We start from the raw sequence: 22,875 nt of genomic DNA, 5'->3' as shown, positions 1-22,875 counted from the left end.
GACCAGCGACTCTACGGGTGTTGATCCTCGACCTGAGCATGCTGGCGTCAACACAAGGAAGTAGGTGCGCACATGCACGCCTCAGTGCCGCGATATGCAGGAGTTTCTGCTCTACTCTTCGCCTCGGCCCTCGTCTTGTCTGCCTGCGCCCACGACACGGGCGCGACAGACCGCATTCCCAGTGCCGACACATCGGGCCGGCCTTGGTCGGTCGACGCGCTTCTGACCGACTGCAGCGCAGCAGATGTGGAGTCGTCCGGATGCATCGGCCCCAACACGGAAGGCACGTACACCTCTCTTTCGAGAGACGACGTCAGCCGGCCGTGGCGCCTGTGTTCGGTATTGCCGCACATGAAGGATTCGACCTGGATCGGCGTCAACTACGGCCAGGTGAGTCAGGCCAGGTCGCTGGGAGTGGCACTGTCGACCAGCGACGCGGGTGGGTACGCCAATTTGTCCCAACAGATCTCCCAGATCGAAGACTGCGTGTCATCCGGCGCGGACGCGATTCTGCTGAGCGCCGTGAGCTTCGATTCCCTTAACAATGCCGTCCATGATGCAACCCTGGCCGGAATCCCTGTGATCGACGTCGGCAACGGTGTCTCCAGCCCGGAAGTCGCCGGTCATGTGCTCCAGGACTATATCGACATGGGCCGGATGATCGGCGAGCATCTGGCCGACCTGGACAGGCCTCTACGCGTAGCGCTGCTGCCCGGCCCGGCAGGAGCCGGGTGGGCCGAACGGTCGGTCACCGGTTTCACGGACGCGATCGAGGGGTCACAGGTCAACATCGCCGACGTCAAGTACGGAGATACGGGCAAGGAAGTCCAGCTGAGGCTGATAGAAGATGTACTGGCGTCCAATCCAGACCTCGATGCCCTGGTGGGCAATGCGGTCATGGCGGAGGCCGCGACACGAGTTGCCGCAGAGCGTGGTCTCATCGGCAAGCTCGGTATCTACAGCACGTATGTGACACCCGAACTTGTCGACCTCATCGGCGCCGGGCGCGCCAATTGCGGTCCTTCCGAACAGTCGACACTGATCGGGCAGATGGCGGTCGACTACGCAATTCGGATTCTCGAAGACGTTCCCGCTGCCGGTGATGTCGAACGCTACGCTCCCGTCCCCATGGTGGCCTGCGGGCCGACCGAAGGGGACTTCGACAACATCGACAGCTTCGATCTGGCGGGCAGCTTCGCGCCGAGCGAATTCCGTCCCACTTTCTCTGTAGAGGGCACACAGTGACCACAGATTCCTACCTCGATCTGGTTCTGCACGGCCAGGTCCTGACCATGTCCAACCGCTCCGACGTGACTACTGTCGTGGTCCGAGACGGTCGGATCAGTGATCTCGGAGACGATAGTTTGCTCCATCATCATGTCGGTCTCGGTGCCGACATCACCGAGATAGAGGGCATACTCCTTCCGGGTTTTGTCGATCCTCATACGCACTTCTCCCAATACGCTGCGGCTCGGGCCACTGCCATCGACTGCCGTGTGCCGCTGGTCCGTACGATCTCCGACGTTCTCGATGCTCTGCGTGACGGACTCCGAGCGCAACGGTTCTGCGGGCCGTGGCTCGTGGGGTACGGGAACTTGTTCTTCGATCAGAAACTGGCGGAAAGGCGGCTTCCGACGCGTGAAGAGCTCGATCGGGTTTCCACTCGTCATCCGATCGTGGTTCATTGTGGTGGCCATGTTTCGGTGCTGAACACCGCAGCCCTGGAACGCGTGCGTGTCGAACGATTCATCGGCAGCACCGAAGGGCTGTGGGGACGCCCGGTCATCGATGTCGACAAATCGGGACGTCCAACCGGCCTCGTTGCCGAAATCGATCGCCATCTGGGAATTCCTGAACCCGATCACGATGAACTGGTCGAGGCCTTCACCACTACCTACCGCACCGAGTTCCTGAAATACGGAGTGACAACGATCGGGGAAATGCTCGAGTCCGAGCACTATCTCGATGCCCTCAGCGCCGCATCAACGGATGGCAGCGTCCCCGCGCGGTTCGGGCTCTATGCGATGGCACCCTCCTTCGCCCCTCACGAGCGGGCGCTGACCTGGGTACGCGAAGCCATCCTCCCGGGTCGTTTGACCGCTTGTGGCACCAAGGTATTCGCCGATGGCGGATATTCAGCGCGCAATGCAGCCAGCAACGCTCCGTACTCGGCCGATCACGCACCGTACGCAGGTTATCGAGGCAAGCTGAACCTCGAGCGTCCTGCCCTGGTTGCGGCCGTCGAGGACACGCAAGCTGCGGGCGTGCAGCTGGCCATTCACACCAACGGCACACGTGCGCAGCAGGAAGCACTCGATGCAGTGGCGATGGTCGGTGGCGTCCGTCGTGGTGGCGTACGTATCGAGCATCTCGGCAACGTGCTGGACGACCCCAGCACCATTCGTCGATGGCGCGACACCGGGGTCCTGCCGGTGATGCAGCCCGGGTTCCTGCGCAACTTCATTGCGGACTTCGTGCCGATGCTGTTCCCCGCGACCGGGACCCGGGGACGCATGCCGCTGCGCACAATCCTCGATGAAGGTATCTGGCCCGCCTTCAGTTCCGATGTGGCCGTCGGAGGCGAGATCGGGGCAAGCAACCCCCTGTCCACCATCGCGGCTTCGGTCGACAGGCTCGGTTACTGGGACCGCCCGGTAGAACCCCACGAAGCGATCTCCGTCGGTGAGGCGCTGCGCTGCCACAGCCTGGCCGCTGCCGAAGCACTCGGGATGACAGGCGAGGTCGGCACCATCGATATCGGAGCACGGGCGGACATGGTCGTTCTCGACCGCGACCCGCGCACGGTGGACATCGAGACGATCCGTGACGTGGGTGTACGACAGGTCTGGATCGACGGTGTGCTCGAGTACGAGGCGGCGTCGGTATGAACTCTGTGATCACACTGCACTCGGTGGGCAAGAAGTTCGGCCCCGTCACGGCGCTCGCCGATGCGTCGCTCGATATCCGAGCGGGCGAGGTTCATGCGCTGATGGGGGAGAACGGTGCCGGCAAGTCGACATTGATCAAGGTTCTTGCCGGTATCCACCAGCACACGTCGGGCACTGTCCGGGTCGACGGTCGGGAGGTCCGTTTCACCAGTCCACAGGATGCTCGCGCCGCAGGTATCCGGACCGTCTTCCAAGAGCTCACCATCGTCCCGTCCCTGACTGTCGCGGAAAACGTCGTCCTCGGGGAAGCGCCCGGTTCACGGATGTTCGTCCGGCCGGCACAGATACGCCGGGAAGCCTCTCGAGCGTTGGCGCAGTTGGGTGTCGATCTCGACGTCGATCGTCCGGCGAGGTCGTTGACGCGCTCCGAGCAGCAGCTCGTCGAGATCGCACGCTCGCTCCGACACGAGCCTCGTGTTCTGATCCTGGACGAGCCGACGGCATCGTTGGGGCACGAGGAAAGCCGGCAGTTGCTCACAATCGTCGACGGACTTCGTGGACGCGGTGTGGCAGTGCTCTACGTCAGCCACCGAATGGCCGAGATCGTGGAGATCGCTGACCGAGTAACCGTGCTGCGTGACGGCAGATACGTCGACACCTCCTGCCGGCCGGTCGTAGAAAGCGATCTCGTCGAGCGTATGACCGGACGGTCCGCTCAGTCGCTCTACCAGCACACCTCCCGTACCCCGAGTGAGGAGGTCCTCCGGGTGGAGAAGCTCAACACCGCCTTGCTGCAGGAGGTGAGTGTGACGGTGCGCCGTGGAGAGGTCGTCGGCATCGCAGGTCTCATCGGGTGCGGGAAGTCGGACATCGGCAGGGCCCTGTTCGGCCTGGAACCGTCTACCTCGCAGGGCGTGACCCTGGCCGGTTCTCCCGTGCACCCGAAACGACCATCGCAGATGCTTCGTCACGGACTGGTCTACTATCCCGCGGACCGTCGACGTGAGGGCATCGTTCCGATGCGCGCCGCGCGCGAAACCATGACGATGGGAGCCCACAGAGCCGGAGGACTCACCGGATTCGGTGTGGTTCGCGGCAAGCAGGAACACGCGTTGTGCGAGAAGGTGGCGGCGAGTCTCGACATGCGTCCCCGCGATCTCGAACGGCCGATCCGCTCCTATTCCGGAGGCAACCAGCAGAAGGCAGTTCTGGCCCGCGGCATGCTGCACAACGCTGATGTCCATGTCTTCGACGAGCCCACGGTCGGAATCGACGTCGGCGCCAAGGCCGATGTCTATCGGCTCCTCGGCGACTACACCGACAGTGGCTGTGGAGTAATCGTGATCTCTTCCGACCTGACCGAATTGGTAGGGGTGAGCGACCGAATCTATGTCATCGCCGAGGGGCGTGTCACCGCCCACCTCAGCGGTCGAGAGATAACCGCCGACAGCGTCGGACGTGCGATGTTCGGCTTGCCGGCACACACCACATCGACGTGCGATTCCCATTCCCGGACAAAGGAAACGGTCTCATGACCACTGCAGCCGTAGGGCACGATGCCCGTACCGAACCGCAACTGGTGCTACGCCGACTCAACGATTACCTACTGCCCGCGATGTTGATCGTGATGGTGGTGGTCTTCGCGGCACTCGAACCCCAGTTCATGGACGGTTCCAATCTGGTGAATGTTGCTCGGCAGTCCGTGTTTTTGTTGTTCATCACTCTGGGGCAGATGATCGTGCTGATCCACGCGCAACTCGATCTGTCCGTCGGTGCGACTGTGGCGGCCACCAGCGTGCTGGTAGCAACTGCGACTCGTGAGGTCGTGCCCGCCGCCAGCGTCCCCGTCGGGCTCCTCGTCGGGCTGGGAGCAGGAGTGGTGATCGGGCTCGTCAATGGTGCCATCGTTGCCTTCGGTAGGGTTCCGTCTTTCATGGCTACGCTCGGCACCACGTCGGTACTGACCGGACTCGCCTTGATCATCTCGAACGGCGCGCCGGTCACCGGGATTCCGCTCACTTTCTCCGACATCCTCGGCACCTCACGGATCCTGGGCATCCCCGTTTCCGTGCTCCTGGGTTTGGCGACGATAGCTGTGATCGGACTGCTGCTCGGACGCTTCAGAATCGGCCGCGATATGTATGCCATCGGTGGTAATGCCGAGGCGGCCCGTGCAGCAGGTATCGATGTGCGTCGCACGATGTTGATCGGATTCGTCTTGTGCTCGGTACTTGCAGCGTTGGCGGGGGTTCTTCTCACCGCGCGCGTCGGCTCCGGTGAAGCGTCCCTCGGAGGAAGCTATGTCATGTTGTCGATCGCTGCAGCTGTGCTGGGTGGAACCTCTCTGTTCGGAGGCGAAGGGAAGGTCTGGCGGGTTGTCGTAGGGGTGCTGTTTCTGGGGGTGCTCAGTAACGGCATGAACCTCCTTCACGTTTCCAGCTATGTCCAACAGCTTGTGATCGGTGCCGTGTTGATCTGCGCGGTGGGGCTCGAGCGGTTGAGGGAGGCCACGTGAGGTACATGGCTCACCGCTTACGGCGCCGATGCATGGGTAAAGTGCGGGTGGACATGTCAACCGATCACCGACTTCTGAGGAACTAGTGAGCGAGCTCGACGGCCCCGAACAGATCGGCGCCGAGGTGCGAAGTGCGCGCAAGAAGCGCGGAATGACCCTTCAGCAGTTGTCCGAGCAGACCGGATTGTCGATCGGATATCTGTCCATGCTCGAACGAGGCCGATCGAACCCCTCCTTGGCATCGTTGCTCCGGATCGCCGGGGCCCTCAACCTCCCGATGTCGGCGCTGATGGCCGACTCGACAGTCCCTGAAGCCGGCCCGTCGGATGAAAAGCCTGGTAACGGTCCTCATCGGCATGCTGTGCACCCTTCCGGAATGTACCGGGATCGCTTCATCACCCCTGCCGACGCGAAGACGATCCAGGTCCTCGAGGCGATCCTCGAGCCCGGGGACCAGTCCCGCGTCGCCCCGTACAAGCACGATGAGGAAGAAGAACTGATCCTCGTCCTCGACGGAGAGCTCGAGTTCAGGTCGGGGGAGATGACGCGCCTTCTGAAACAGGGCGAGTCATTGCTCGTCGATCCTCGCATCCCGCATTCTTATCGCAACCCAGGCTCGATTGCTGTTCGCTGGCTGTGGATTTCAGCCAAAGTCTGAACAAGCCGGCTCATTCTTCTCGTCGCCACTCTGTCACGAGTGTTCTGCATGTTCCGAGGAGGAACCTGTGCTCGACCACACCTTCATCGTCGAGGATCCAGCCTCGCTGGAAACCCTCGCACAGATCCCGGACATGGGCCCGGACGATGCTCGACATGCTGTCGAGCGTGCCCATCTCGCACTCGTCCCGTGGGCGCGCCGTGCGCCCCGGGAGCGCGCGGACATCCTGATGCGGACCTACGAGCTGATGCTCGAACAGTCCGAGACACTCGCCGAACTCATCACCCGTGAGAACGGCAAATCGCTCACCGACGCTGCCGCCGAGGTTCGCTACGCAGCCGAATTTTTCCGGTGGTATGCCGAAGAGGCTGTCCGGCCCGAAGGCAGCTACGGCACGGCTCCCGGTGGAACCAGTAGAACGATCGTCACCCACAGACCGGTAGGGGTAGCAGCCCTCGTGACGCCATGGAACTTTCCGGCTGCGATGGTGACGCGCAAGGTGGCACCTGCACTCGCTGCGGGCTGTTCAGCAGTTCTCAAGCCTGCCGCCGAAACCCCACTGACCGCTCTGGCTATCGCGGATCTGCTGTCGGATGCGGGCGCCCCGGACGACCTGCTGACGGTGGTCACGACGTCTGATCCGGGCCCGGTCGTCGATGCATGGCTCGGTGATGAGCGTGTCCGCAAACTGTCGTTCACCGGGTCGACCCGGGTCGGCCGCCTCCTGTTGCGGAGCGCCGCGGATCGTGTCGTGAACTGCTCGATGGAACTGGGCGGCAACGCGCCTGTCATTGTGGCGGCAGATGCCGACCTCGACCGAGCGGTCGCCGGCACGATGGTGGCCAAGTTCCGCAACGGGGGCCAAGCGTGCACCGCAGCGAACCGCATCTTGGTGCACGAAGACATCGTCGAGCGCTTCACGGAGAAGCTGAGCGAGCAGGTCTGTCGGCTCGAGGTCGGGGCCGCACATTCCGGTGCCGACATCGGCCCGATGATCAACGAACGCGAGCGTGACCGCTTGAACAAGCTCATCGCCTCGGCGGTGGCCGACGGTGCTCGTGTGACCTGCCAGGCGCAGCTGCCCGATCTTCCTGGCCACTTTGTCGCCCCGACCGTCCTGGTTGATGTCGACTCCGGCGCCGCTCTTCTCCAGGAGGAACTGTTCGGTCCGGTGGCGCCGATCGTGGTCTGGAGGAATGAGGAAGAAGTCGTCGAGCTGGCGAATGCTACCGAGCACGGGCTGGCCGCCTACGTCTTCGCCGGTGACCTGGCGTACTCGATCAGGCTCGCGGAACAGCTCGAGGCCGGGATGGTCGGGATCAACCGAGGTGTCGTGTCCGATCCATCGGCGCCGTTCGGTGGCGTCAAGCAGAGCGGGTTGGGACGCGAAGGGGCGCGCGACGGAATTCGAGCTTTCCAGGAGACCCAGTACCTGAGCGTCGACTGGCCACAGTGACAACGAGAGCTTCGGACGTCGCCTCATCACGCTGTCCTCGTCCTTCGGCCGTGCGGGTCATGTCCGCAATCTCGTGAGCATGTTGATCGCCTAGGCCAGGTCGCCGTGCACCTTTGGCACTGCAAGTGCACGGTGACCTTGCCCTAGCCCTTTGGTTCACGGGTATCAGTTGCAGGTGATCTCGTTGCCACCTCGTCGAGCTCTCGGTGGCAGTGATGGGTGATCTGCTCACGGTCCATGCTGGCCGGTCCGCCTGGATTTCGTTTTCACCGTCAGAGTCGTTCATAGCCCGGGGATGCGGCCACCGCATGAAAGTGGAGGCGTTGTCGATGATGGCTCTGCGATGTGTTTCGGACCTGATCGGTCCCGACTCGTCGTATCAGCCACGTCGAAGGTGAGCACAGATCGGCCCGTCTCGGTCGGCGCCCCAGACCGGTCGGCGACGGGACCGATCGTCACCAGTAGGTGCTGCGCACACCCCTGCGCGAGACCGTGACAACTCCGGCCGACGTCCGTTTCGGCTCGTCGGGTCGTGGGAACTCGATCGGATCAACGTGTTGTCGTTCTGGTGGGGCGGCAGCCCTGTGAAGGAGGACCATGAAGGCTCTGACATGGCAGGGAAAACGCACGGTGAGCGTGGAGAATGTCCCGGACCCAAAGATCCAGGAGCCTACGGACGCGATCGTGCGGATCACCTCCAGCGCCATTTGCGGCTCGGATCTGCACCTGTACGAAGTGCTCACTCCCTTCATGGACAAGGGCGACATCATCGGTCACGAGCCGATGGGCATCGTGGAGGAGGTCGGTTCGGCCGTCACCCACATCAAGGCCGGGGACCGGGTGGTGATCCCCTTCAACGTGTCCTGCGGCCACTGTTTGATGTGCACCCAGGGTCTGCAGTCCCAGTGCGAGATCACCCAGGTGCGCGAGTACAACAACAATGCCCAGTTCCTCGGGTACTCCCGCCTGTACGGTTCGGTGCCTGGCGGACAGGCCGAGTACCTGCGTGTGCCGCACGCGGACTACGGGCCGATCAAGGTGCCGCAGATCGGGGAGGACGAACGCTACCTGTACCTTTCGGATGTGCTGCCGACCGCCTGGCAGGCGGTGCAGTATGCCGCGCCGCCGCAGGGCGGATCGCTGGCGGTGCTGGGTCTGGGACCGGTCGGGCAGATGTCTGCCCGGATCGGCCGCCATCTGGGCTACGAGGTGTTCGCGGTGGACCCGGTTCCCGAGCGTCGGACGATGGCCGAACGCCATGGCATCCATACGGTGGACTCGACGGGCGAGGTCGCCGAGAAGTTGAAGGATCTCACCGGTGGCCGGGGCCCGAATGCTGTGATCGATGCGGTCGGGATGGAAGCCCACAGTTCCCCCATCGCGTGGGCGACCCACCAGGTGGTGGGTGCGCTGCCGTCCCCGCTGGGGCGTAAGGCGATGGAGATGGCCGGGGTGGATCGGCTCGATGCGCTGTATACCGCGATCGACGCCGTGCGGCGCGGTGGGACGATCTCGATCAGTGGGGTCTACGGCGGCATGAAGGATCCGCTGCCGATGATGACGATGTTCGACAAGCAGCTGCAGCTGCGTATGGGTCAGTGCAATGTGCGGCGGTGGACCGAGGATTTGCTGCCGCTGGTCGACGATCCCTCGGATCCGCTGGGCGTGCTCGATCTCAAGACGCACACTGCGCCGCTGGATGAGGCGCCGGCGATGTACGAGAAGTTCCAGAAGAAGGAAGACGGCTGCATCAAGGTGGTCCTCAAGCCGTAGCGAGCCGTAGCCCCGGCCGGGCGGCGCGACTTCGATCCCGTGGGATCGGGCTCGGACGGTCATGCCTCGACCGTGGTCCGGTGGTCATGGGCGCAGTGCGCTATCCAGTGGTGTGCTTGTGGTGACATGCGGACCGAACGGGCGGTACCGACGGTTCGCGAAGCGCGACAGTGAATCCCTGGCTCTGCCGTCGAATGTCGGTGCCGCGGGCTAGCGTCGAGTGTATCCACCCGGCGGAGGAGCAGCGATGAGCGCGGTCACCACGAATCAACCTCTCGGCACCCCCACCTGGATCGACCTGGGCATCCCGGATCTCGACCGGGCGATGGCCTTCTACGGGTCGGTCTTGGGTTGGGAGTTCGACATCGGTCCGGAGGAGTACGGCAGGTACACGATGTGTCTGCTCGGCGGCAAAAGGTCGCCGCGCTGATGCCGAATCTGGACGAGAACGCGACGGAGTTCTGGTGGAACGTCTACCTGGCGACTGACGACGTCGATGCGACGGTCGCTCGGTCCGTCGCTGCGGGCGGCGCGCTGCTGACGGAGCCGATGGACATCGCCGACCAAGGTCGGATGGCGATAGTGCGGGATCCGTCCGGTGCGCAGTTCGGCCTGTGGCAGGGCCGGGCACATGTCGGTTGCGAGCTCGTGAACGAGCCGAACACATTGTTACGCAACGACTTGGTGACCCCGAATCCCGGTCCGGCGCGGGAGTTCTACGCGGCGGTGTTCGACTTCACCCTGGACGGGAACGACGATTTGCCCGGCGTGGACTTCACCTTTCTGCGTAGGCCGGATGGGCACGAGATCGGCGGTATCGTGGGCGACCCGTCCGCCGCGGTGTCCTCCTGGGGCACGCTCTTCCAGGTCGTCGATGCCGACGTGGTCGTTGCCGCGGCCCGGGCAGGCGGGGGTACCGCGGACGATCCGATGGATATGCCGTACGGGCGGACCGCGGAGGTCACTGATCCGTTCGGTGCAAAGTTCACGGTGGGTTCCCCGCTGCGGGGTGTACAGGGGTAGACGCTCCTATCGGGCTATCTGCCCGCAGTTGGTGCGTGCTCGGTGGCGCCGACGGTGATCGCGGGGCCGTCGGCCTGGGTGCTTTGAAGAGGCGGTAGCGCCGTTCCTTGCGAGGGTCGCTTCCTTTCGGCTTTTGCGTGGAGCGTATCCGCCATCGGGTTGTTGGTCAGCGTGGAAGCAAGGTGTGCGGGGAGTCGAGGGGTTATAGCCTCCACAACCGCAGCAATGCTGCGCGCAGGCTCGGGGAGATGACACGGTGATCGGTGTGCAGGCGCGGGTTCGGGTGGCCGTGCTCGGCGAGACTGCGCGCGGCGTCCGCTATTGAGATGGGGTCGAGGTCGGTGCGGACGCGTAGCCGGTAGGCCCCCGCAGAGCGGGTGTGGGGGATGCGGTGCGGGCCGGTGTCGACGACGGCCGGCGGATGCAGCCGGGTGTCGTCGTCGCTGATCCGGAGGATGACGTCGCCGGGTTGCAGGCGGGTGCGGCGGTCGGGACCGGGGGTGTTCTGGCGGATCCATGTGGTGCGGTAGCGCGGGTCCGGCCGGTTCCAACTGGCGGCGGTTGCGGCCCATAATGTTTCGTCTTCATCGGTGGGGTTGTAGTCACCGAGGTGCCGTAGGAACATCCGGCGCACGGGGGTAGGAAGAAAATCGTGGCCGGTGCGGGTGTGGCTGCCGATCCCTGTTAGGGGCACCACTCGTCCGATCTGCCAGATCGCGGTGGCACTGTCGAGGAACACCTCGTCGACCACGACAGTGTCTTCGAGATCGTCGAGGAAGGCGTGGGCGGCAGCGATGGCGTCGGGGTCGTCGGTGATCAGCGCGGTTTCGTCGGCCACGGTGGAGCTGATCGAGGCGCTGGCAGGGCCGACGATCACCGTCTCGCTGGTGAGGATCAGGCCGGTGTGCAGGTTCGGAGTCGACAGCACGCGCACGCCGGCGTTGAGGAAGTGGGCGAGGGCGGTGGGGGAGGTGGCGTGCGCGCGCACGGCGGGTCGTGCGGCGTTGACGATGAGTTGGTCCCCGGCACGCAGTGGTAGCAGGTCGAGGGCGGTGTGGTCGAGGTAGGCGATGGCGACACGGTGGGGACCGGGTCCGCGGAGGGCAGCGGTGATGTGCGGCCAGGGGTGGGGTGCGTGCAGGGTCGTACCCATGGTCGGCACGGTACCGAAGGATGATGCGGTGCACGGGCTAGATGATGAGCGCCATGTGTCCTGTCGATGTGGGGTGGGGTTCTGCGGGGGCGACATTACTGCCGGATCGGGTGCTTTACTTCGGGTGCGAAGGGTTGCGTCGGAGGATTCGTTCGTGCGGATGACAAGTCTTCTATGACGGTGGTGGCGGTTGCGACACTGAGGCGCCGCAGTGCCCTGATAGGGAGCAGGGGGCTCGTACAGGGCACTGCGGCACCTCGTTTTGCCTACGGCGTCGGCGTAGCGGGAATGGCTCCGTCCGCAACCAGGGGCATCCTCGCCGCCGCCGACCTCGCTCCGGTCGGGTCAGGCGACGAGTTTGAGCGCTGTGTATCCAGGCACGGTCGGGATTCGGATGGCGCCGGCGGTAGGCACTGCTGCGCGAGATCTAGCAGATCCGTGAGGCGATCCGCCGTCCAGAGGATGCCCAGGAGCATGCTGAGGCGATGTAGGGCCGCGAATTGGGGGACTTCGGGGGCTGTATGGGAAAGTATGGGAAATTTTCCATATCTATCTATACTGTTCCATATGGATCTGGAACTGAACCCCTTCAAGCCCGGGTCAGGGTTGCGGCCTCCCGCGCTGGAAGGTCGGGACCAGCAGATCGAGGCGTTCGACTTGCTCGTCGCGCGAAGCAAACGACACAACTACGACCGGGGTATGGTCCTGTCCGGCCTGCGTGGAGTCGGTAAGACGACCTTGTTGAACACTCTCGCCGAACACGCCGACCGGGAGGGTTGGCTGACCATCGGTATCGAAGCACGACCCAACGCTGCCGGTACCGCCGCTGTGCGCGCCAAACTGGGCCAGGAACTGACTGTCGGCCTGCGCCGATACAGCCGCAAGCACAAAATCCAGAAGCTCATCGACCCCCTGATCGAGCTGGCCCGCGGATTCTCCGTCGAAATCGGCCTCGGACCGGCCACCGTCAACGTTGGCACCTCTCAACCCGCCGCCTCGAGCGGCGACATCGACCTTGACATCGAGGAACTCGTCGAAGCGATCACCGCCGCACTCAAACCGCGGGGCAGCGCCTTCGGCCTGTTCATCGACGAAATGCAGGACCTCGACGCTGACCTGCTCTCGGCGCTGTTGACCGTCCAGCACCGGGCCAGTCAACGCGAATGGCCGTTTTTCCTCATCGGCGCCGGTCTTCCCAACCTGCCTGCCATCCTGGCCGAGAACCGCTCCTACGCCGAACGTCAGTTCCTTTACAGCACAGTCGGTCCCCTCGACAGAGACGCCGCCGCCGACGCGCTGAGGATCCCCGTTCGTCAACACGGAGGTGACTTCACCGACGACGCGCTCGAAGTGCTCGTCACCGCCAGCGGCGGCTACCCGTACTTCCTGCAGGAGTATGGCAAGGCCATCTGGAATCTCGCCCCGGAGGCGCCGTTCCAAACGGAAGACGCAGAACTTGCCGTCGAGGTCGGGCGGCGCCACCTCGATGAAGGTTTCTTTCCTTCCCGGTGGAATCGGGCGACGGACAGGGAACGTCGCTATCTGACGGCCCTCGCCGCCACCGGTGAAGATGCACCTCGGTCGGGCAAGGTGGCCGAACTGATGGGGGTGACCACCAGCGGTGTCAGCGACGTCCGCGAATCCGCGATCAAGAAGGGCCTGATCTGGGCGCCCGAGCACGGTCGGATCGCATTCACCGTGCCCGGCATGGCGGATTTCATTCGGCGCCAACCTACTGTCTGACCCGTGCGCCCGGCTGCAGAACTGGGACACCCACCGTCTTTTGTTGTGAAAGTTGTGCCATCACAACAGCACAGCGAACGGCAGGAGCAACCATCAAGCGCACGACCGCCGGTGGAGACGAACGAGACGCCGTCACCCGCGTGAGCCGCCGGTCACCGACTGCAAGCCTGGAGAAGTCTCACGGATCAAGGAACGCGCCCACCGCCGGGAACGTCGAGCAGCACATCGGCGACTTGAAGATCGACTCGTGGTACGAGAGCACCATGGTCATCCACGCGCAGAACTTGTTGCGGAAGATCGCCTGCGATCGCGGTGTGGCACTCATCCACGCCGCCGGCGAGATCAAGAAGTTCGTCGACACGGCTTCGGCCGACGGGCGCCGCAAGCCCGAGCATGCCCTGCTGGCCATCGCATTGCGAACACGCAAGGGTGAGGTCATCACGTGCACCGTGGGCCATGTCCATCCGCGAGCGGTGCCGTCGTGGTTCAGAGCTTGGGCGCCGTCGATACCGACGATCGTGCACAGTACGCGGACGCGTTCGATGAGTTGTGCGGATGCTCGCTCGAGAGGCGGATCATGGTCGATGTCGAGTTCTGTTCGCCTGCACGTGTGCGCGCTCGGTGATCTCTCCTGATTGGGGTACGGAACTCGGTGAGCGGCGTGGGGTTGGTGAATCAGCACGGGTACCAGCGGTTCCGGTGATTGGGAAGAAGAGTGGTCGGCGTCGCGGTCGACGACGTGATTCTTGCCTGGTTTATTCGATGCGGGCACGGTCTCGACGGCCCACGCGGGTGCGCGGATGGCGCCCCACACGCTGGCAGCGCCGATCTGTAGTCGACTTGGGGGCTGCGCCTGGGTGTGAATGTAGGGGCCGGCGGTTCGGCGCTCGGTGGCGTTGAGTTCCCTACGTCAACGGCAGACAAGCTCGGCAGGCCGCTCATCCTGCCGCCCAAGGGGTGTGAGCGGCAGTTTCGGTGGGCATACTGAACCCATGCGAATGCCAGATTGCGCAGCTCCCCACGCTCGTCGAGGACTCCGACCCACCGCCGCCTTGTCGCCGGCGGTGCGTCGCTACCACAAGCATGCGAACAACACCGACCTGGATTCACATGTTTTGGCCGAGGACGGATTTCACCTCGGACGCTGGGCGGACCGGCACCGCATCGCCCGTGCCCTCGGCATCCTTCCCGCAGATCGCGAGGCCGAGCTCGACGCGATCGGATTCGACTGGAAAGCCCCTCGTCCCGCGGGTTTCGACAGCAAGCATCGCCGGATGTTGCTCGAGATCGCTGCCTACCGCGAAAAGCACGGTACCGGAGAGATTCCGAGCACCTACCTCTCCGACGAGGGTGAGCCCGTGGGGGAGTGGCTCTACCGCAAGGTCCGCAAGTGGCGCGACGGTCAGCTCCCGGCTGACGAGCAGGCTGTCCTCGAACTTCTCGGCATCTCACCGACTCCTCGGCCGCGCGGACCACGCACCGCCAGGCGAGGGACTTCTACCCGGCGGTCTGCAGCCTTGGCGCACTGAACACCCCGATCCGGCATCGGTGCGGTCGGGGCGGATTCAGTGGGGGCGTCGTTCCATATGAATCCGACCAACGGCACCAGCGTTCCAAATAGTGTGCATTTCGTAGGCTACAAACCTACGAAGTGCACACGCGAGATGTACATGCTCTCCTGTGGGTGGTTGATGGTCGAGGTTGTCGCCTTGAACGATGCGCACTGCCTTGTCGAGGAGATCATCGGCAACCTGCGCCGCTTCGCTGCCCTCGTGATCACACCAGGCAATCGAGTTGAGCATGCCGATCGTGCCCAGCTCGGCTGTCCGCGCATCGGCGGTACGAAACGTTCCGAGGGTGATGCCGGCATCAACCATCTCGATGGGTTCTGTGCGGACGCGTCGGGTGGCGAAGTGTGTACGGTATCGAATGTCATAGCGAAGTGACTGCGCGGGAGCTCATCTCGAGACGCTGAGGCTGGGTCGGGTGGGTGCACGCGATGCTCTAATGACTTCCTTCCGGAGTGGTCTGGCCGAAAGACAGATACTCTTCGAGATCGGCCAGGAGATTGGGGATATCGGCACTGGTCAATTCTGTTCCCGAGGCCGCTTCGGAGACTGTCTTTCCGCATACGGCCACAGCCATGTGTACGATTTTCAAACCCTCTGGCATGTGGTTGAGATGCTGTGCAAGCTGTTCCCAGCTGGGCAGATGGCAGGGGGCGGAGTTGTCGTAGGAAGCGGTGAACAGCTCGGTCAGGGCCGATACTCGCCGGTCGTATTCCTTCCCTCGATGCCGAAAAATGGCAGGACGTGAAACCATGTGCTGGATGACCTGAATCGCTACGCGTTCTGCACGCAGTGCATCCCCGGATTCTTGCGCCACCGATTCCCGTATCGAATAGTGGGTAGCACGTACCCTCCGTATCCATTGTGAGAACATCGTCGACCAGTGCGCGTGAGAATCCGTAACCACCGATTCGTCGTTTCTTGCGCCTGGTGCGTCGAGACGGAGTACTGCTGTGGCAGTAGCGACTCCGTCTCGACGCATGTTCATACACGATGGCTGTGATCTGACGGTCAGGTCACGGCGTCGGCACGACGGTGGGAACGACCTCAGCCATCACCTCACGAGTGTGGTCGACGGCCGTGCGGGGCACATCCTTACCGTAGAACGACAACGCTGTTATGCGCGTGTTCCAGCCGGGGGCACCGGGCAGGGCCTGACCCATCATTCCCTCGAACTGTTCGGACGGTTCCGACAGTACGATTCCCAGCTCCAGAAGCGAGGAACTCAACGCGACCCGGTTGGACTCCGGGGTCGTGTCGTACAGCTTCTTCGCCTCATCGAACGCGGTCAGGTCGGTCTTTGCCACTCCGGGGATGATGACGTTGGTGTACAGGGTCAGCGCGTCGAAGAACTCGCTCTCGGTCGTATAGAGGTAGCCGTCCTCGCCGGGTAGCAGGTAGTGGGACAGCACGTCTTCCAGCTGCTTCTGGAGTGTGCCATTCCACTTGCCGCGGGCGGAATACGTGTGGGCCTCGATGTGATCGGTCTTGAAGCCGTCCTTCAGGCCCATCCACTTCGGCAGGTAGCCCACCCAGTCGCTGATGGCACTGCGCCACTTGCTCATCGGTTCGCCGGGCACGACTTCGACGCCGGGATGCATGAGCTTGGCTACGTTGAAGATGGTGAAGTTGCGGGCCCCGAAGCTCACCGTCTCGTGCGGGGCGCCGGTGAAGCCGGCGGGACGCAGGACGCGGAAGATCTCTCGGCCGTAGTCGTGGACGACATAGCGGGCGAACGAGTCGTCGACGAACTTGTTGGTGACATGCAGCGCCTGCTGTCGGCGGATTTCGGGCCGCACACCCTTTTTGATGGTGGTGTAACGGAACAGCCGCTCCCAGGACTGCTCCTGCGGCAGCGCCAAGAACCCACCGGTGAACGGGTTCTTGTACATGTCACCCCAGATCGCGGTGATCTTGTCATTCTTCGACTCGTCGAGCATGCAGTCGATCTCGTTGAGCGTGGTGTACACCGACGCGCCGCGCCGGTACTCCGGATCCCCGGAGCACGGCAGGAAACCGACGCCGATGACAGGCACCCGACGGCCCAGTGCCCCGGTGGTCAGATGTCGGGCGAGGTCGACGACAATGCCGCTTCCGGTGCCACCACCGACGCCGAAGGCCACGAAGACCAGGCACGGCAGCCCTGTGTCGTCGATGCTCGAGGCGAATTCGCGCAGTGCCTGATACGCAGGCCGGTCGCCTTCGTAGTAGGCGCGGTTGTAGATCGCCTTGGCCACCGAGCGGGATACGTGTTCGTCGGTCGAGGGCACCTCGAGCTGAGCTTCGTAGTGCTTGTCCGGGTTCGGCATGGCCGTGTCGGGCGCGATCCAGTTGACGGTGGGCGAGGAGTCGGCACCGCTCCACTCGAAGCGGGGGAACTCCCGTCCGAGGTATTCGGGGATCCGCGAGACCGAGGACATCAGATCCTCGGCGGTGGGGACCTCCAAGTTCAACGTCTTGATCTGCGCCCTGTCCGCGGGAATGCCGCGGCTTTCCAGGCGCTCGCGGAAGGAGGCGGCGTACTGCTGCATCTGGCGCATGTCGCCGTCACCGATGTCGACGGCCAACGCCGTGAACCGAGCGCGAGGGTCTTCGAGGAGATCTTCGATCTCGCCCGTGCGGAGGAATGCGTCGATCAGCTGGGCACCTGCTTTGCCGAGACCGACGACGTTGATGCAGTGAGGCGCCTGCTTACCGGTGGCGCTGTGGTACAGCGATAGTGCCATTGAGGTGTCTTCCTAGTCGAGGTATCCGAGGTCCTTCAGGACCGTGGCTGCCACAGTGGGACGTTCGTCGGCGACGAGGGTCCGGTACTTGTCGATGAACTGATTGGCGTTGCGCGAGATCAAGCCCTCGTTGACGAGGGCGACTCCTCGCTGGAGGTTGGCTCGATTGAGCTCGGCGGTCCACAGGCGGTGCTTGACGTAGATCTTGTCGGCGTCGGCGCCGCTGACCGTGATGGCTGCGCCGCCGGGCAGTGTCTCGACTGCGGCGCCGTCGCGGTACTTCTCGACGACGTGGTCCCAGTCGAGTTCCTGGACAGAAGACGAGGTCATGACGCCACCATCGCTTCCTCGGGTACTTCACCGCGGATGGCGGCGTGGGGCACCACGACCCAGCACGCGCACCCGAGCAGGCACTCGCCGCCGACGCCTTCGAAACGCGTGGACGGCTCGCACAGCAGGACACCGAGGTCGAGCAGCCACGCGTGCCGCATCAGTTTCTCTTCCCAGCCGAGCTTGTCGTAACGGTCGCGGGACGGGACGAACGAGGCCAGGTCGAGTTTGCTCAGCCGCGGTACGAATGCAACCACAGCGTCATCGCCGGTGGCGTCGAAGGCGAGCTGCGAGGGGCCGACCTGTGGGGCGAGTGTCTCGGTCAGTGCCTTGGCCGAGACCTCGACTGCCGAGGGGTCGGCCCCGAAGGAGCGGATTTCGGCGAATTCCGGTGTCGCGCCGGAGCGCAGCTCCCCGGTGATCAGTGGGTTGCCGGCCTCGACACCGACTGCCAGCAGGTTGATCCATTTGTCGGTCTGATCACCGCGGGTGGCCGGGTGCCACGCGTCGGCGGGAACGTTCATCCAGTTCAGAGCTTTGATCGACTCGTAGAGATGCGTGCCGCCGTCCCGGAGGACGAACTCGGCGACACCGGTGTCGATCTTACGGTGTGCCTCGTCGAGACTGTTGGAGGTGGCTATCACCGCGTTCTGGGGGATGGCGAAGAAGCCCGCTGTGAACGGGTTCTTGTACAGATCGCCCCAGACGGTCATGACGCCGTTGTTTTTGACGGCATCGACCATGCAGTCCAGTTCGTTGATGGCCACGAATGCGCGGCCGTCCTTGAGCTCGTCCGGGTCGGCGTCGGCCGGCAGTACGCCGAGGCCGAGCACCAGGGCGCGGCGACCGAGGCGGATGTTGGACAGGTGTCGGGCCAGTTCCACGACGATGCCGCTTCCGGTGCCGCCGACCATGGAGAAGGCGACGATCACCAGCGGGGTTTCCGAGCTGTTCAGCACTCCTTCGGCGAACTCGTCGAGCGCGTCGGCGACTTCGCCGCCGGTGTAGTACTCGACACCGTAGATGCCCTTGGATACTGCGCGGGGGAAGTGCTCACCGGCGCCCGGGACCTCCAGGTCGCTCGGCAGCCAGGGCTCGTAGTTCGGGTTCCAGTAGTAGCGCGGATACTCGTTCTTGAGGAATTCGCGGTACCGGCGAAGGCCGGCGAACAGGTTGCTGTTGTCGAGTGCCGGCAGGTCGACCGTGCGTACTGTGACGCGCGCGTCGGTGGTGTCGGCCGCGGCTCGAACTCCGGCCAGTTCGGTATCTCCGATGTCGATCGCCAGGCCGGTGAAGTTCGTGGTCCCGGCGGTGGCGACGCCGCCTTCGGAGTACTGCTTCACCAGTGCTTCGACGATGTTCGCCCCGGTCTTTCCGATGCCGACGGTGTGGATCGAGAACGGGCCTTCGTGCTCACCGATGCGGTGGACGTTGTCGGTGATGAGTGCTTCGAGTCGAACCTTGTCTGTGGCGTAGCCTGCCGATTCGCTATCACATGCGGTGTGGCTGTGCCCGTGGTCGTGTGAATGTAGCCCTGACATTCGTGATTCCTTTCAAACGGTCCATATACCAGGCTCAGAGCGTGGTTGTCCCGTGATGCGCTTCGATGAGCGACGGCATATGCACTGGTCAGATACGTATTGCTGATCTGCAGCACGCAAGTGTAGAGACTACGACAGATACTGTCATTGTAAAGTAATTCTGTGAAAAATCCGTGTAACGATCTTGGTAGGGGTGATTTTCGGCGGGTGCGGTTGTCCCGCAGGGGGTATGGGTTACCCTGCAGAGGGGTAGGTTTTCCAGTTCTTTCCCGTTCCCCAGATCGGTACGACCAGAGAGGATCGGCCTTGCCTGACGCGGACGTGTCACACGGAAGTGCTCGGATCTCGGGGGACGCGCGTTCCCTGGTCGGGGGCTCGCTCGCAGCGGTCTCGCGTGCACTGAGCCGACAGGTCGATCATGCGCTGAACGATCTCGACTTGACGGCCGACACGTGCTATCTGCTCGATCTGATCGTGCAGCACGACGGTATTGCCATGAACGATCTTGCACGCAGGCTTGCCATCCCGGCTCCGACGCTGACCAAGCTGGTCGATCGCCTGGCGTCGAAAGCGTTGGTGTTCAGGCTCGTCGATCACACCGATCGTCGTCGGACGTTGGTTCACGCCTCGCTTCGCGGCAGTGAGGTCCACGCAACCGCGTCGCAGCGGGCGCGCGAGATCGAAGCCCGGTTCATGGCCGAACTGGGATGGTCGGATGCACAGCTGAACGCGCTGCAGGCGTTGAACGCACCGGAGGACCACTAACGTACGCCTCGTACGACTGCTGTCCTGGGTTCCGTTCTGGCTGGCGTACTTCCGAGCGCAGTGCCGATCGCCGTGGTGTGTTTCGCCTTGCCGTGCGGGCGTGACCGCCAGTCAGACTACCTCAGCGACACGAGCGTCGATATCGAAGTCCAATCCGTCTGCGTGTGCGATGTAGACATCCTGAGCCAAGTGATTGTCGACGAAACGCACCATCCCACGAGGACTTTCATAGTCGATCCGGGTGGTGTCCGCGGTGTGGACGAGTGCACCGACGTCGAATGCTTTGGCCTGGTGTGCCAGTTTGTCGAACAAAGATATGCCCTCGTAACAGGATTCGCCCGGTGATGCCAACGGGGGCGCCGACATCCCGTGCATGCCGAAGTAACTGTTCGCGAAGTCCATACTGTGGCCGGTTGCAAGAGATTCGAAATACCCTGAGGCAGAGTACAACTCGAGAGCGTTCTCGGCTCCGGTGGCGAGAAGCATGTTCTCGTCCATGAGCGGACTCAACCGCACGATGTCCCGGTGCAGTCCCCGCTCACCGAATGCCCGGTTGAACCGGACCGCGTCCTGTCCTAGAAGCAGTACCAGGACCCCGTCGACGGAGGAGACCTCGATTGCGTCGAGCACGTCATCGAAGTTCGATGCGCCGAGAGGCAGGAACCGCGCGCCGGTCAGGACGATCTCGGCGCTCGTGGTGGAGTGGGTCCCGTCGACGCATCGATCGATGATCTGCGACAGGGTCTCATGGGGCCAGACGTAGTCGCTGCCGACGACGTACCAGCGGCGGACGTTGTGGTGGGTTGCCATCCATTTCAGGGCGGGAACGACTTGTTCGTCGGGTATCTCGCCAGTGAGGAACACCCCGGGTGTGGACTCTCCGCCTTCGTAGAGGGCGGTGTATATGTAGGGGATCTGTCCCCCTATCGCAGCTGCCACCCGGAGTCGGACCGCCGAGGTGTGCCAGCCGACCACCGCGTCGATCGCCTGCTGGTGGCACAGAGTCCGGACACAGTTGGCCACCGTGACCGGCTCTGTGCCACCGTCGATGGTCGACACCACAACCTCGCGTCCCAGGATTCCGCCCCGGGAGTTGATCTCTTCGACCGCCAGCTGGGCGCTTGCTGCGCACGAGGGACCGAAGATTCCCGAGGGACCACTTTCGGGAATCACCAAGCCGATCTTGATCTGATCCGCGCGGGACATGCGCGTTCCTCCACCGGTGAGAAGCGGCGTTCTGGGCCGAAGGCTGCAGTTGTACGGTCACCTGCAGAGCGACGTTGCCCTATCCGTACGCAGCGCGACCTTCACCAGAACGATTCGCTAGGCATTCATCGTTCGCTCGGTGGGGAGATCGTACACCGGACAGTCGGCGACGCCAATGGTCTCCCGGGTGATCGATTCGACCTGACGCTGGGTGGCTTCGGCGTCGTTGACCCAGTTCCGGTAGAACTCGAATGGGCACTCCGCCACACCCTTGTCGCCGTCGCCGGCAGCATGGACGCCCGTGTAGCCACGGTGCAGCAGCTTGAACAGGTGGTTCTGGGACTGATCGTTGGCGCGGGCGTCGCGGATGGTGGACAGGGACAGCTGCGCGTACTGGATGCCGTACTCTTCCTCGCCGCACTCACCCAGTGCGCGACCGTCGAAGCCGATGATGGCGCTGTGGCCGAAGTAGGAGTAGACGCCGTCGAAACCTGTAGCGTTCGCCACGGCCACATAGCAGTTGTTCGCCCACGCCATCGCCTTGGCCATGAGAACCTGCTGGTCCTTGGCCGGATACATATAGCCCTGAGGGCGGACGATCAGTTCGGCACCCTTCATCGCACAATCGCGCCAGATCTCGGGGTAGTTGCCGTCATCGCAGATGATCAGCGAGATCTTCATGCCCTTCGGGCCTTCGGTGACATAGGTCTGATCTCCGGGGTACCAGCCTTCGATCGGCGTCCACGGCAGAATCTTTCGGTACTTCTGGACGATATCGCCTTCGTCGTTGATGAGTACCAAGGTGTTGTACGGGGGCTTGTGCGGATGATCCTCGTGCTGTTCGCCGGTGATCGAGAAGACTCCCCAGGTCTTCGCCTCGCGGCAGGCCTGGGAGAAAATCGCTGTCTCGTCGCCGGGGATCGTTGCCGCCGTCGCGTACATCTCGTCCTGGTCGTACATGATTCCCATGGTGGAGTACTCGGGGAAGACCACCAGGTCCATGCCGGGAAGTCCTGCCTTCATTCCTACGACCATGTCCGCGATTGCTTGTGCGTTCTTCAGGACGTCGGCCTTGGTGTGCAGGCGCGGCATCTTGTAGTTGACGACCGCGACGCCGACGGTATCCGGGCTCGATGAAATGTCTCCGTGTCGCACTTGAGTGGGACCTCTCTCGTTGAGCGGGTACTGTGCCCCATCCGCGGGGCGAGATTACTTCCATCTGAAAGTAACTCCACACTAGAGCAATGGCTGTTTCCAGACTGTTAAATCTGGCCGATCGGTCGAATGTTGGCGAAAAATTGCAGGTTGTCTGGTTGTCACCGCTATGGAGATACTGGTATCAGTAGCATATGCTTCCGATTGGAAGAGTTCATGTGCTCGGCCGTGAATGCCTCGGTGCACGTCCCGTCGCGGTCTGTGCGGCGAGTGATTCGGGTGCCTGAATGACATCTGGTTGGAGACGGCATCGATGCGTACCTCCGAGATCGTCCATCCGGCAGCAGCGACCCAGACCGGCACGCGGATCGCCTG

Annotated in this window: 19 protein-coding genes and 1 pseudogene; 12 read left to right on the top strand and 8 right to left on the bottom strand. The window is 63.3% G+C overall.

Going from position 1 to position 22,875, the window contains the following annotated elements:
* Positions 1-72: 72 nt before the first annotated feature.
* The 8 genes and pseudogenes from torT (at position 73) to U9J23_RS25335 (ending at position 10,313) form a co-directional block, all read left to right on the top strand.
* Positions 73-1,245 carry a TMAO reductase system periplasmic protein TorT gene (gene torT, locus U9J23_RS25370; RefSeq protein WP_272268866.1) on the top strand — a complete coding sequence of 391 codons (1,173 nt, stop codon included), beginning with the start codon at positions 73-75 and terminating at the stop codon, positions 1,243-1,245.
* Entirely contained in the window at positions 1,242-2,888 is a 1,647-nt protein-coding gene (locus tag U9J23_RS25365; RefSeq protein ID WP_272268865.1) for an amidohydrolase, read from the top strand. Before torT ends, U9J23_RS25365 begins: the two co-directional genes overlap by 4 nt.
* The gene (locus tag U9J23_RS25360; RefSeq protein ID WP_272268864.1) at positions 2,885-4,423 is read left to right on the top strand and encodes a sugar ABC transporter ATP-binding protein; all 1,539 of its coding nucleotides are present in this window, start codon (positions 2,885-2,887) and stop codon (positions 4,421-4,423) included. Before U9J23_RS25365 ends, U9J23_RS25360 begins: the two co-directional genes overlap by 4 nt.
* Positions 4,420-5,403, top strand: coding sequence for an ABC transporter permease (locus tag U9J23_RS25355; RefSeq protein ID WP_272268863.1), 984 nt, complete (start codon positions 4,420-4,422; stop codon positions 5,401-5,403). The genes U9J23_RS25360 and U9J23_RS25355 overlap by 4 nt, the downstream gene beginning before the upstream one ends.
* 85 nt (positions 5,404-5,488) lie before the next feature.
* On the top strand, positions 5,489-6,061 hold the full coding sequence (locus U9J23_RS25350; RefSeq protein ID WP_272268862.1) for a helix-turn-helix domain-containing protein: 573 nt from the start codon (positions 5,489-5,491) through the stop codon (positions 6,059-6,061).
* 67 nt (positions 6,062-6,128) lie between these two features.
* Complete coding sequence (locus tag U9J23_RS25345) at positions 6,129-7,517, top strand: NAD-dependent succinate-semialdehyde dehydrogenase (protein ID WP_326603149.1); 1,389 nt, start codon at positions 6,129-6,131, stop codon at positions 7,515-7,517.
* Positions 7,518-8,114: 597 nt separating this feature from the next.
* Positions 8,115-9,290: a zinc-dependent alcohol dehydrogenase gene (locus U9J23_RS25340; RefSeq protein WP_272268860.1), complete on the top strand. Its 1,176-nt coding sequence runs from the start codon at positions 8,115-8,117 to the stop codon at positions 9,288-9,290.
* Between the two features lie 247 nt (positions 9,291-9,537).
* A pseudogene (locus tag U9J23_RS25335) lies at positions 9,538-10,313 on the top strand (VOC family protein).
* A gap of 202 nt (positions 10,314-10,515) precedes the next feature.
* Here the strand turns inward: U9J23_RS25335 and U9J23_RS25330 are convergent.
* Entirely contained in the window at positions 10,516-11,466 is a 951-nt protein-coding gene (locus U9J23_RS25330; RefSeq protein WP_272268857.1) for a phosphatidylserine/phosphatidylglycerophosphate/cardiolipin synthase family protein, read from the bottom strand.
* A gap of 567 nt (positions 11,467-12,033) precedes the next feature.
* Between U9J23_RS25330 and U9J23_RS25325 the strand changes: the two genes are divergently transcribed.
* Entirely contained in the window at positions 12,034-13,209 is a 1,176-nt protein-coding gene (locus U9J23_RS25325) for an ATP-binding protein (protein ID WP_139000153.1), read from the top strand.
* A gap of 178 nt (positions 13,210-13,387) precedes the next feature.
* Here the strand turns inward: U9J23_RS25325 and U9J23_RS25320 are convergent, their stop codons facing one another.
* The gene (locus U9J23_RS25320; RefSeq protein ID WP_272268856.1) at positions 13,388-13,648 is read right to left on the bottom strand and encodes a hypothetical protein; all 261 of its coding nucleotides are present in this window, start codon (positions 13,646-13,648) and stop codon (positions 13,388-13,390) included.
* A gap of 553 nt (positions 13,649-14,201) precedes the next feature.
* Here U9J23_RS25320 and U9J23_RS25315 point away from each other — a divergent pair.
* Together U9J23_RS25315 and U9J23_RS25310 are read left to right on the top strand one after the other, a co-directional pair.
* Positions 14,202-14,738 carry a helicase associated domain-containing protein gene (locus U9J23_RS25315; RefSeq protein ID WP_159419404.1) on the top strand — a complete coding sequence of 179 codons (537 nt, stop codon included), beginning with the start codon at positions 14,202-14,204 and terminating at the stop codon, positions 14,736-14,738.
* A gap of 162 nt (positions 14,739-14,900) precedes the next feature.
* On the top strand, positions 14,901-15,155 hold the full coding sequence (locus U9J23_RS25310; RefSeq protein ID WP_272268855.1) for a hypothetical protein: 255 nt from the start codon (positions 14,901-14,903) through the stop codon (positions 15,153-15,155).
* A 58-nt stretch (positions 15,156-15,213) separates the two neighbouring features.
* Here U9J23_RS25310 and U9J23_RS25305 read toward each other — a convergent pair whose 3' ends face one another.
* From U9J23_RS25305 to U9J23_RS25290, 4 genes are all read right to left on the bottom strand, one after another.
* Positions 15,214-15,594, bottom strand: a complete 381-nt coding sequence (locus tag U9J23_RS25305; protein WP_272268854.1) for a hypothetical protein — start codon at positions 15,592-15,594, stop codon at positions 15,214-15,216.
* Between the two features lie 199 nt (positions 15,595-15,793).
* Entirely contained in the window at positions 15,794-17,503 is a 1,710-nt protein-coding gene (locus tag U9J23_RS25300; protein WP_326603144.1) for a hypothetical protein, read from the bottom strand.
* A gap of 12 nt (positions 17,504-17,515) precedes the next feature.
* Complete coding sequence (locus U9J23_RS25295) at positions 17,516-17,833, bottom strand: hypothetical protein (protein WP_094979951.1); 318 nt, start codon at positions 17,831-17,833, stop codon at positions 17,516-17,518.
* The gene (locus tag U9J23_RS25290; RefSeq protein ID WP_272268852.1) at positions 17,830-19,374 is read right to left on the bottom strand and encodes a tubulin-like doman-containing protein; all 1,545 of its coding nucleotides are present in this window, start codon (positions 19,372-19,374) and stop codon (positions 17,830-17,832) included. The genes U9J23_RS25295 and U9J23_RS25290 overlap by 4 nt, the downstream gene beginning before the upstream one ends.
* 306 nt (positions 19,375-19,680) lie before the next feature.
* Here U9J23_RS25290 and U9J23_RS25285 point away from each other — a divergent pair, with 306 nt between their 5' ends.
* Positions 19,681-20,139, top strand: a complete 459-nt coding sequence (locus U9J23_RS25285; RefSeq protein WP_326603142.1) for a MarR family winged helix-turn-helix transcriptional regulator — start codon at positions 19,681-19,683, stop codon at positions 20,137-20,139.
* Positions 20,140-20,250: 111 nt separating this feature from the next.
* Here the strand turns inward: U9J23_RS25285 and U9J23_RS25280 are convergent, their stop codons facing one another.
* Positions 20,251-21,345 carry a substrate-binding domain-containing protein gene (locus U9J23_RS25280; protein WP_272268850.1) on the bottom strand — a complete coding sequence of 365 codons (1,095 nt, stop codon included), beginning with the start codon at positions 21,343-21,345 and terminating at the stop codon, positions 20,251-20,253.
* A 117-nt stretch (positions 21,346-21,462) separates the two neighbouring features.
* Positions 21,463-22,500: an aliphatic amidase gene (locus U9J23_RS25275; RefSeq protein WP_272268849.1), complete on the bottom strand. Its 1,038-nt coding sequence runs from the start codon at positions 22,498-22,500 to the stop codon at positions 21,463-21,465.
* Positions 22,501-22,875: the final 375 nt, after the last annotated feature.

It is taken from the genome of Rhodococcus sp. PD04, assembly GCF_035918275.1.
GTDB classification, from domain to species: domain Bacteria; phylum Actinomycetota; class Actinomycetes; order Mycobacteriales; family Mycobacteriaceae; genus Rhodococcus; species Rhodococcus rhodochrous.
The sequence above is the reverse complement of the archived record's forward strand: the minus strand, read 5'-3'. Positions and strand labels throughout refer to the sequence as shown.

What these genes read in the sequence shown, in the direction of transcription:
- U9J23_RS25280 (WP_272268850.1), bottom strand. Translation starts at nt 21,345, where the DNA reads ATGTCCCGCGCGGATCAGATCAAGATCGGCTTGGTGATTCCCGAAAGT.
- U9J23_RS25300 (WP_326603144.1), bottom strand. Translation starts at nt 17,503, where the DNA reads ATGGCACTATCGCTGTACCACAGCGCCACCGGTAAGCAGGCGCCTCAC.
- U9J23_RS25315 (WP_159419404.1), top strand. Translation starts at nt 14,202, where the DNA reads ATGCGAATGCCAGATTGCGCAGCTCCCCACGCTCGTCGAGGACTCCGA.
- U9J23_RS25320 (WP_272268856.1), bottom strand. Translation starts at nt 13,648, where the DNA reads ATGACCTCACCCTTGCGTGTTCGCAATGCGATGGCCAGCAGGGCATGC.
- U9J23_RS25355 (WP_272268863.1), top strand. Translation starts at nt 4,420, where the DNA reads ATGACCACTGCAGCCGTAGGGCACGATGCCCGTACCGAACCGCAACTG.
- U9J23_RS25295 (WP_094979951.1), bottom strand. Translation starts at nt 17,833, where the DNA reads ATGACCTCGTCTTCTGTCCAGGAACTCGACTGGGACCACGTCGTCGAG.
- torT (WP_272268866.1), top strand. Translation starts at nt 73, where the DNA reads ATGCACGCCTCAGTGCCGCGATATGCAGGAGTTTCTGCTCTACTCTTC.
- U9J23_RS25310 (WP_272268855.1), top strand. Translation starts at nt 14,901, where the DNA reads ATGGTCGAGGTTGTCGCCTTGAACGATGCGCACTGCCTTGTCGAGGAG.
- U9J23_RS25340 (WP_272268860.1), top strand. Translation starts at nt 8,115, where the DNA reads ATGAAGGCTCTGACATGGCAGGGAAAACGCACGGTGAGCGTGGAGAAT.
- U9J23_RS25330 (WP_272268857.1), bottom strand. Translation starts at nt 11,466, where the DNA reads ATGGGTACGACCCTGCACGCACCCCACCCCTGGCCGCACATCACCGCT.
- U9J23_RS25360 (WP_272268864.1), top strand. Translation starts at nt 2,885, where the DNA reads ATGAACTCTGTGATCACACTGCACTCGGTGGGCAAGAAGTTCGGCCCC.
- U9J23_RS25290 (WP_272268852.1), bottom strand. Translation starts at nt 19,374, where the DNA reads ATGTCAGGGCTACATTCACACGACCACGGGCACAGCCACACCGCATGT.
- U9J23_RS25325 (WP_139000153.1), top strand. Translation starts at nt 12,034, where the DNA reads ATGGATCTGGAACTGAACCCCTTCAAGCCCGGGTCAGGGTTGCGGCCT.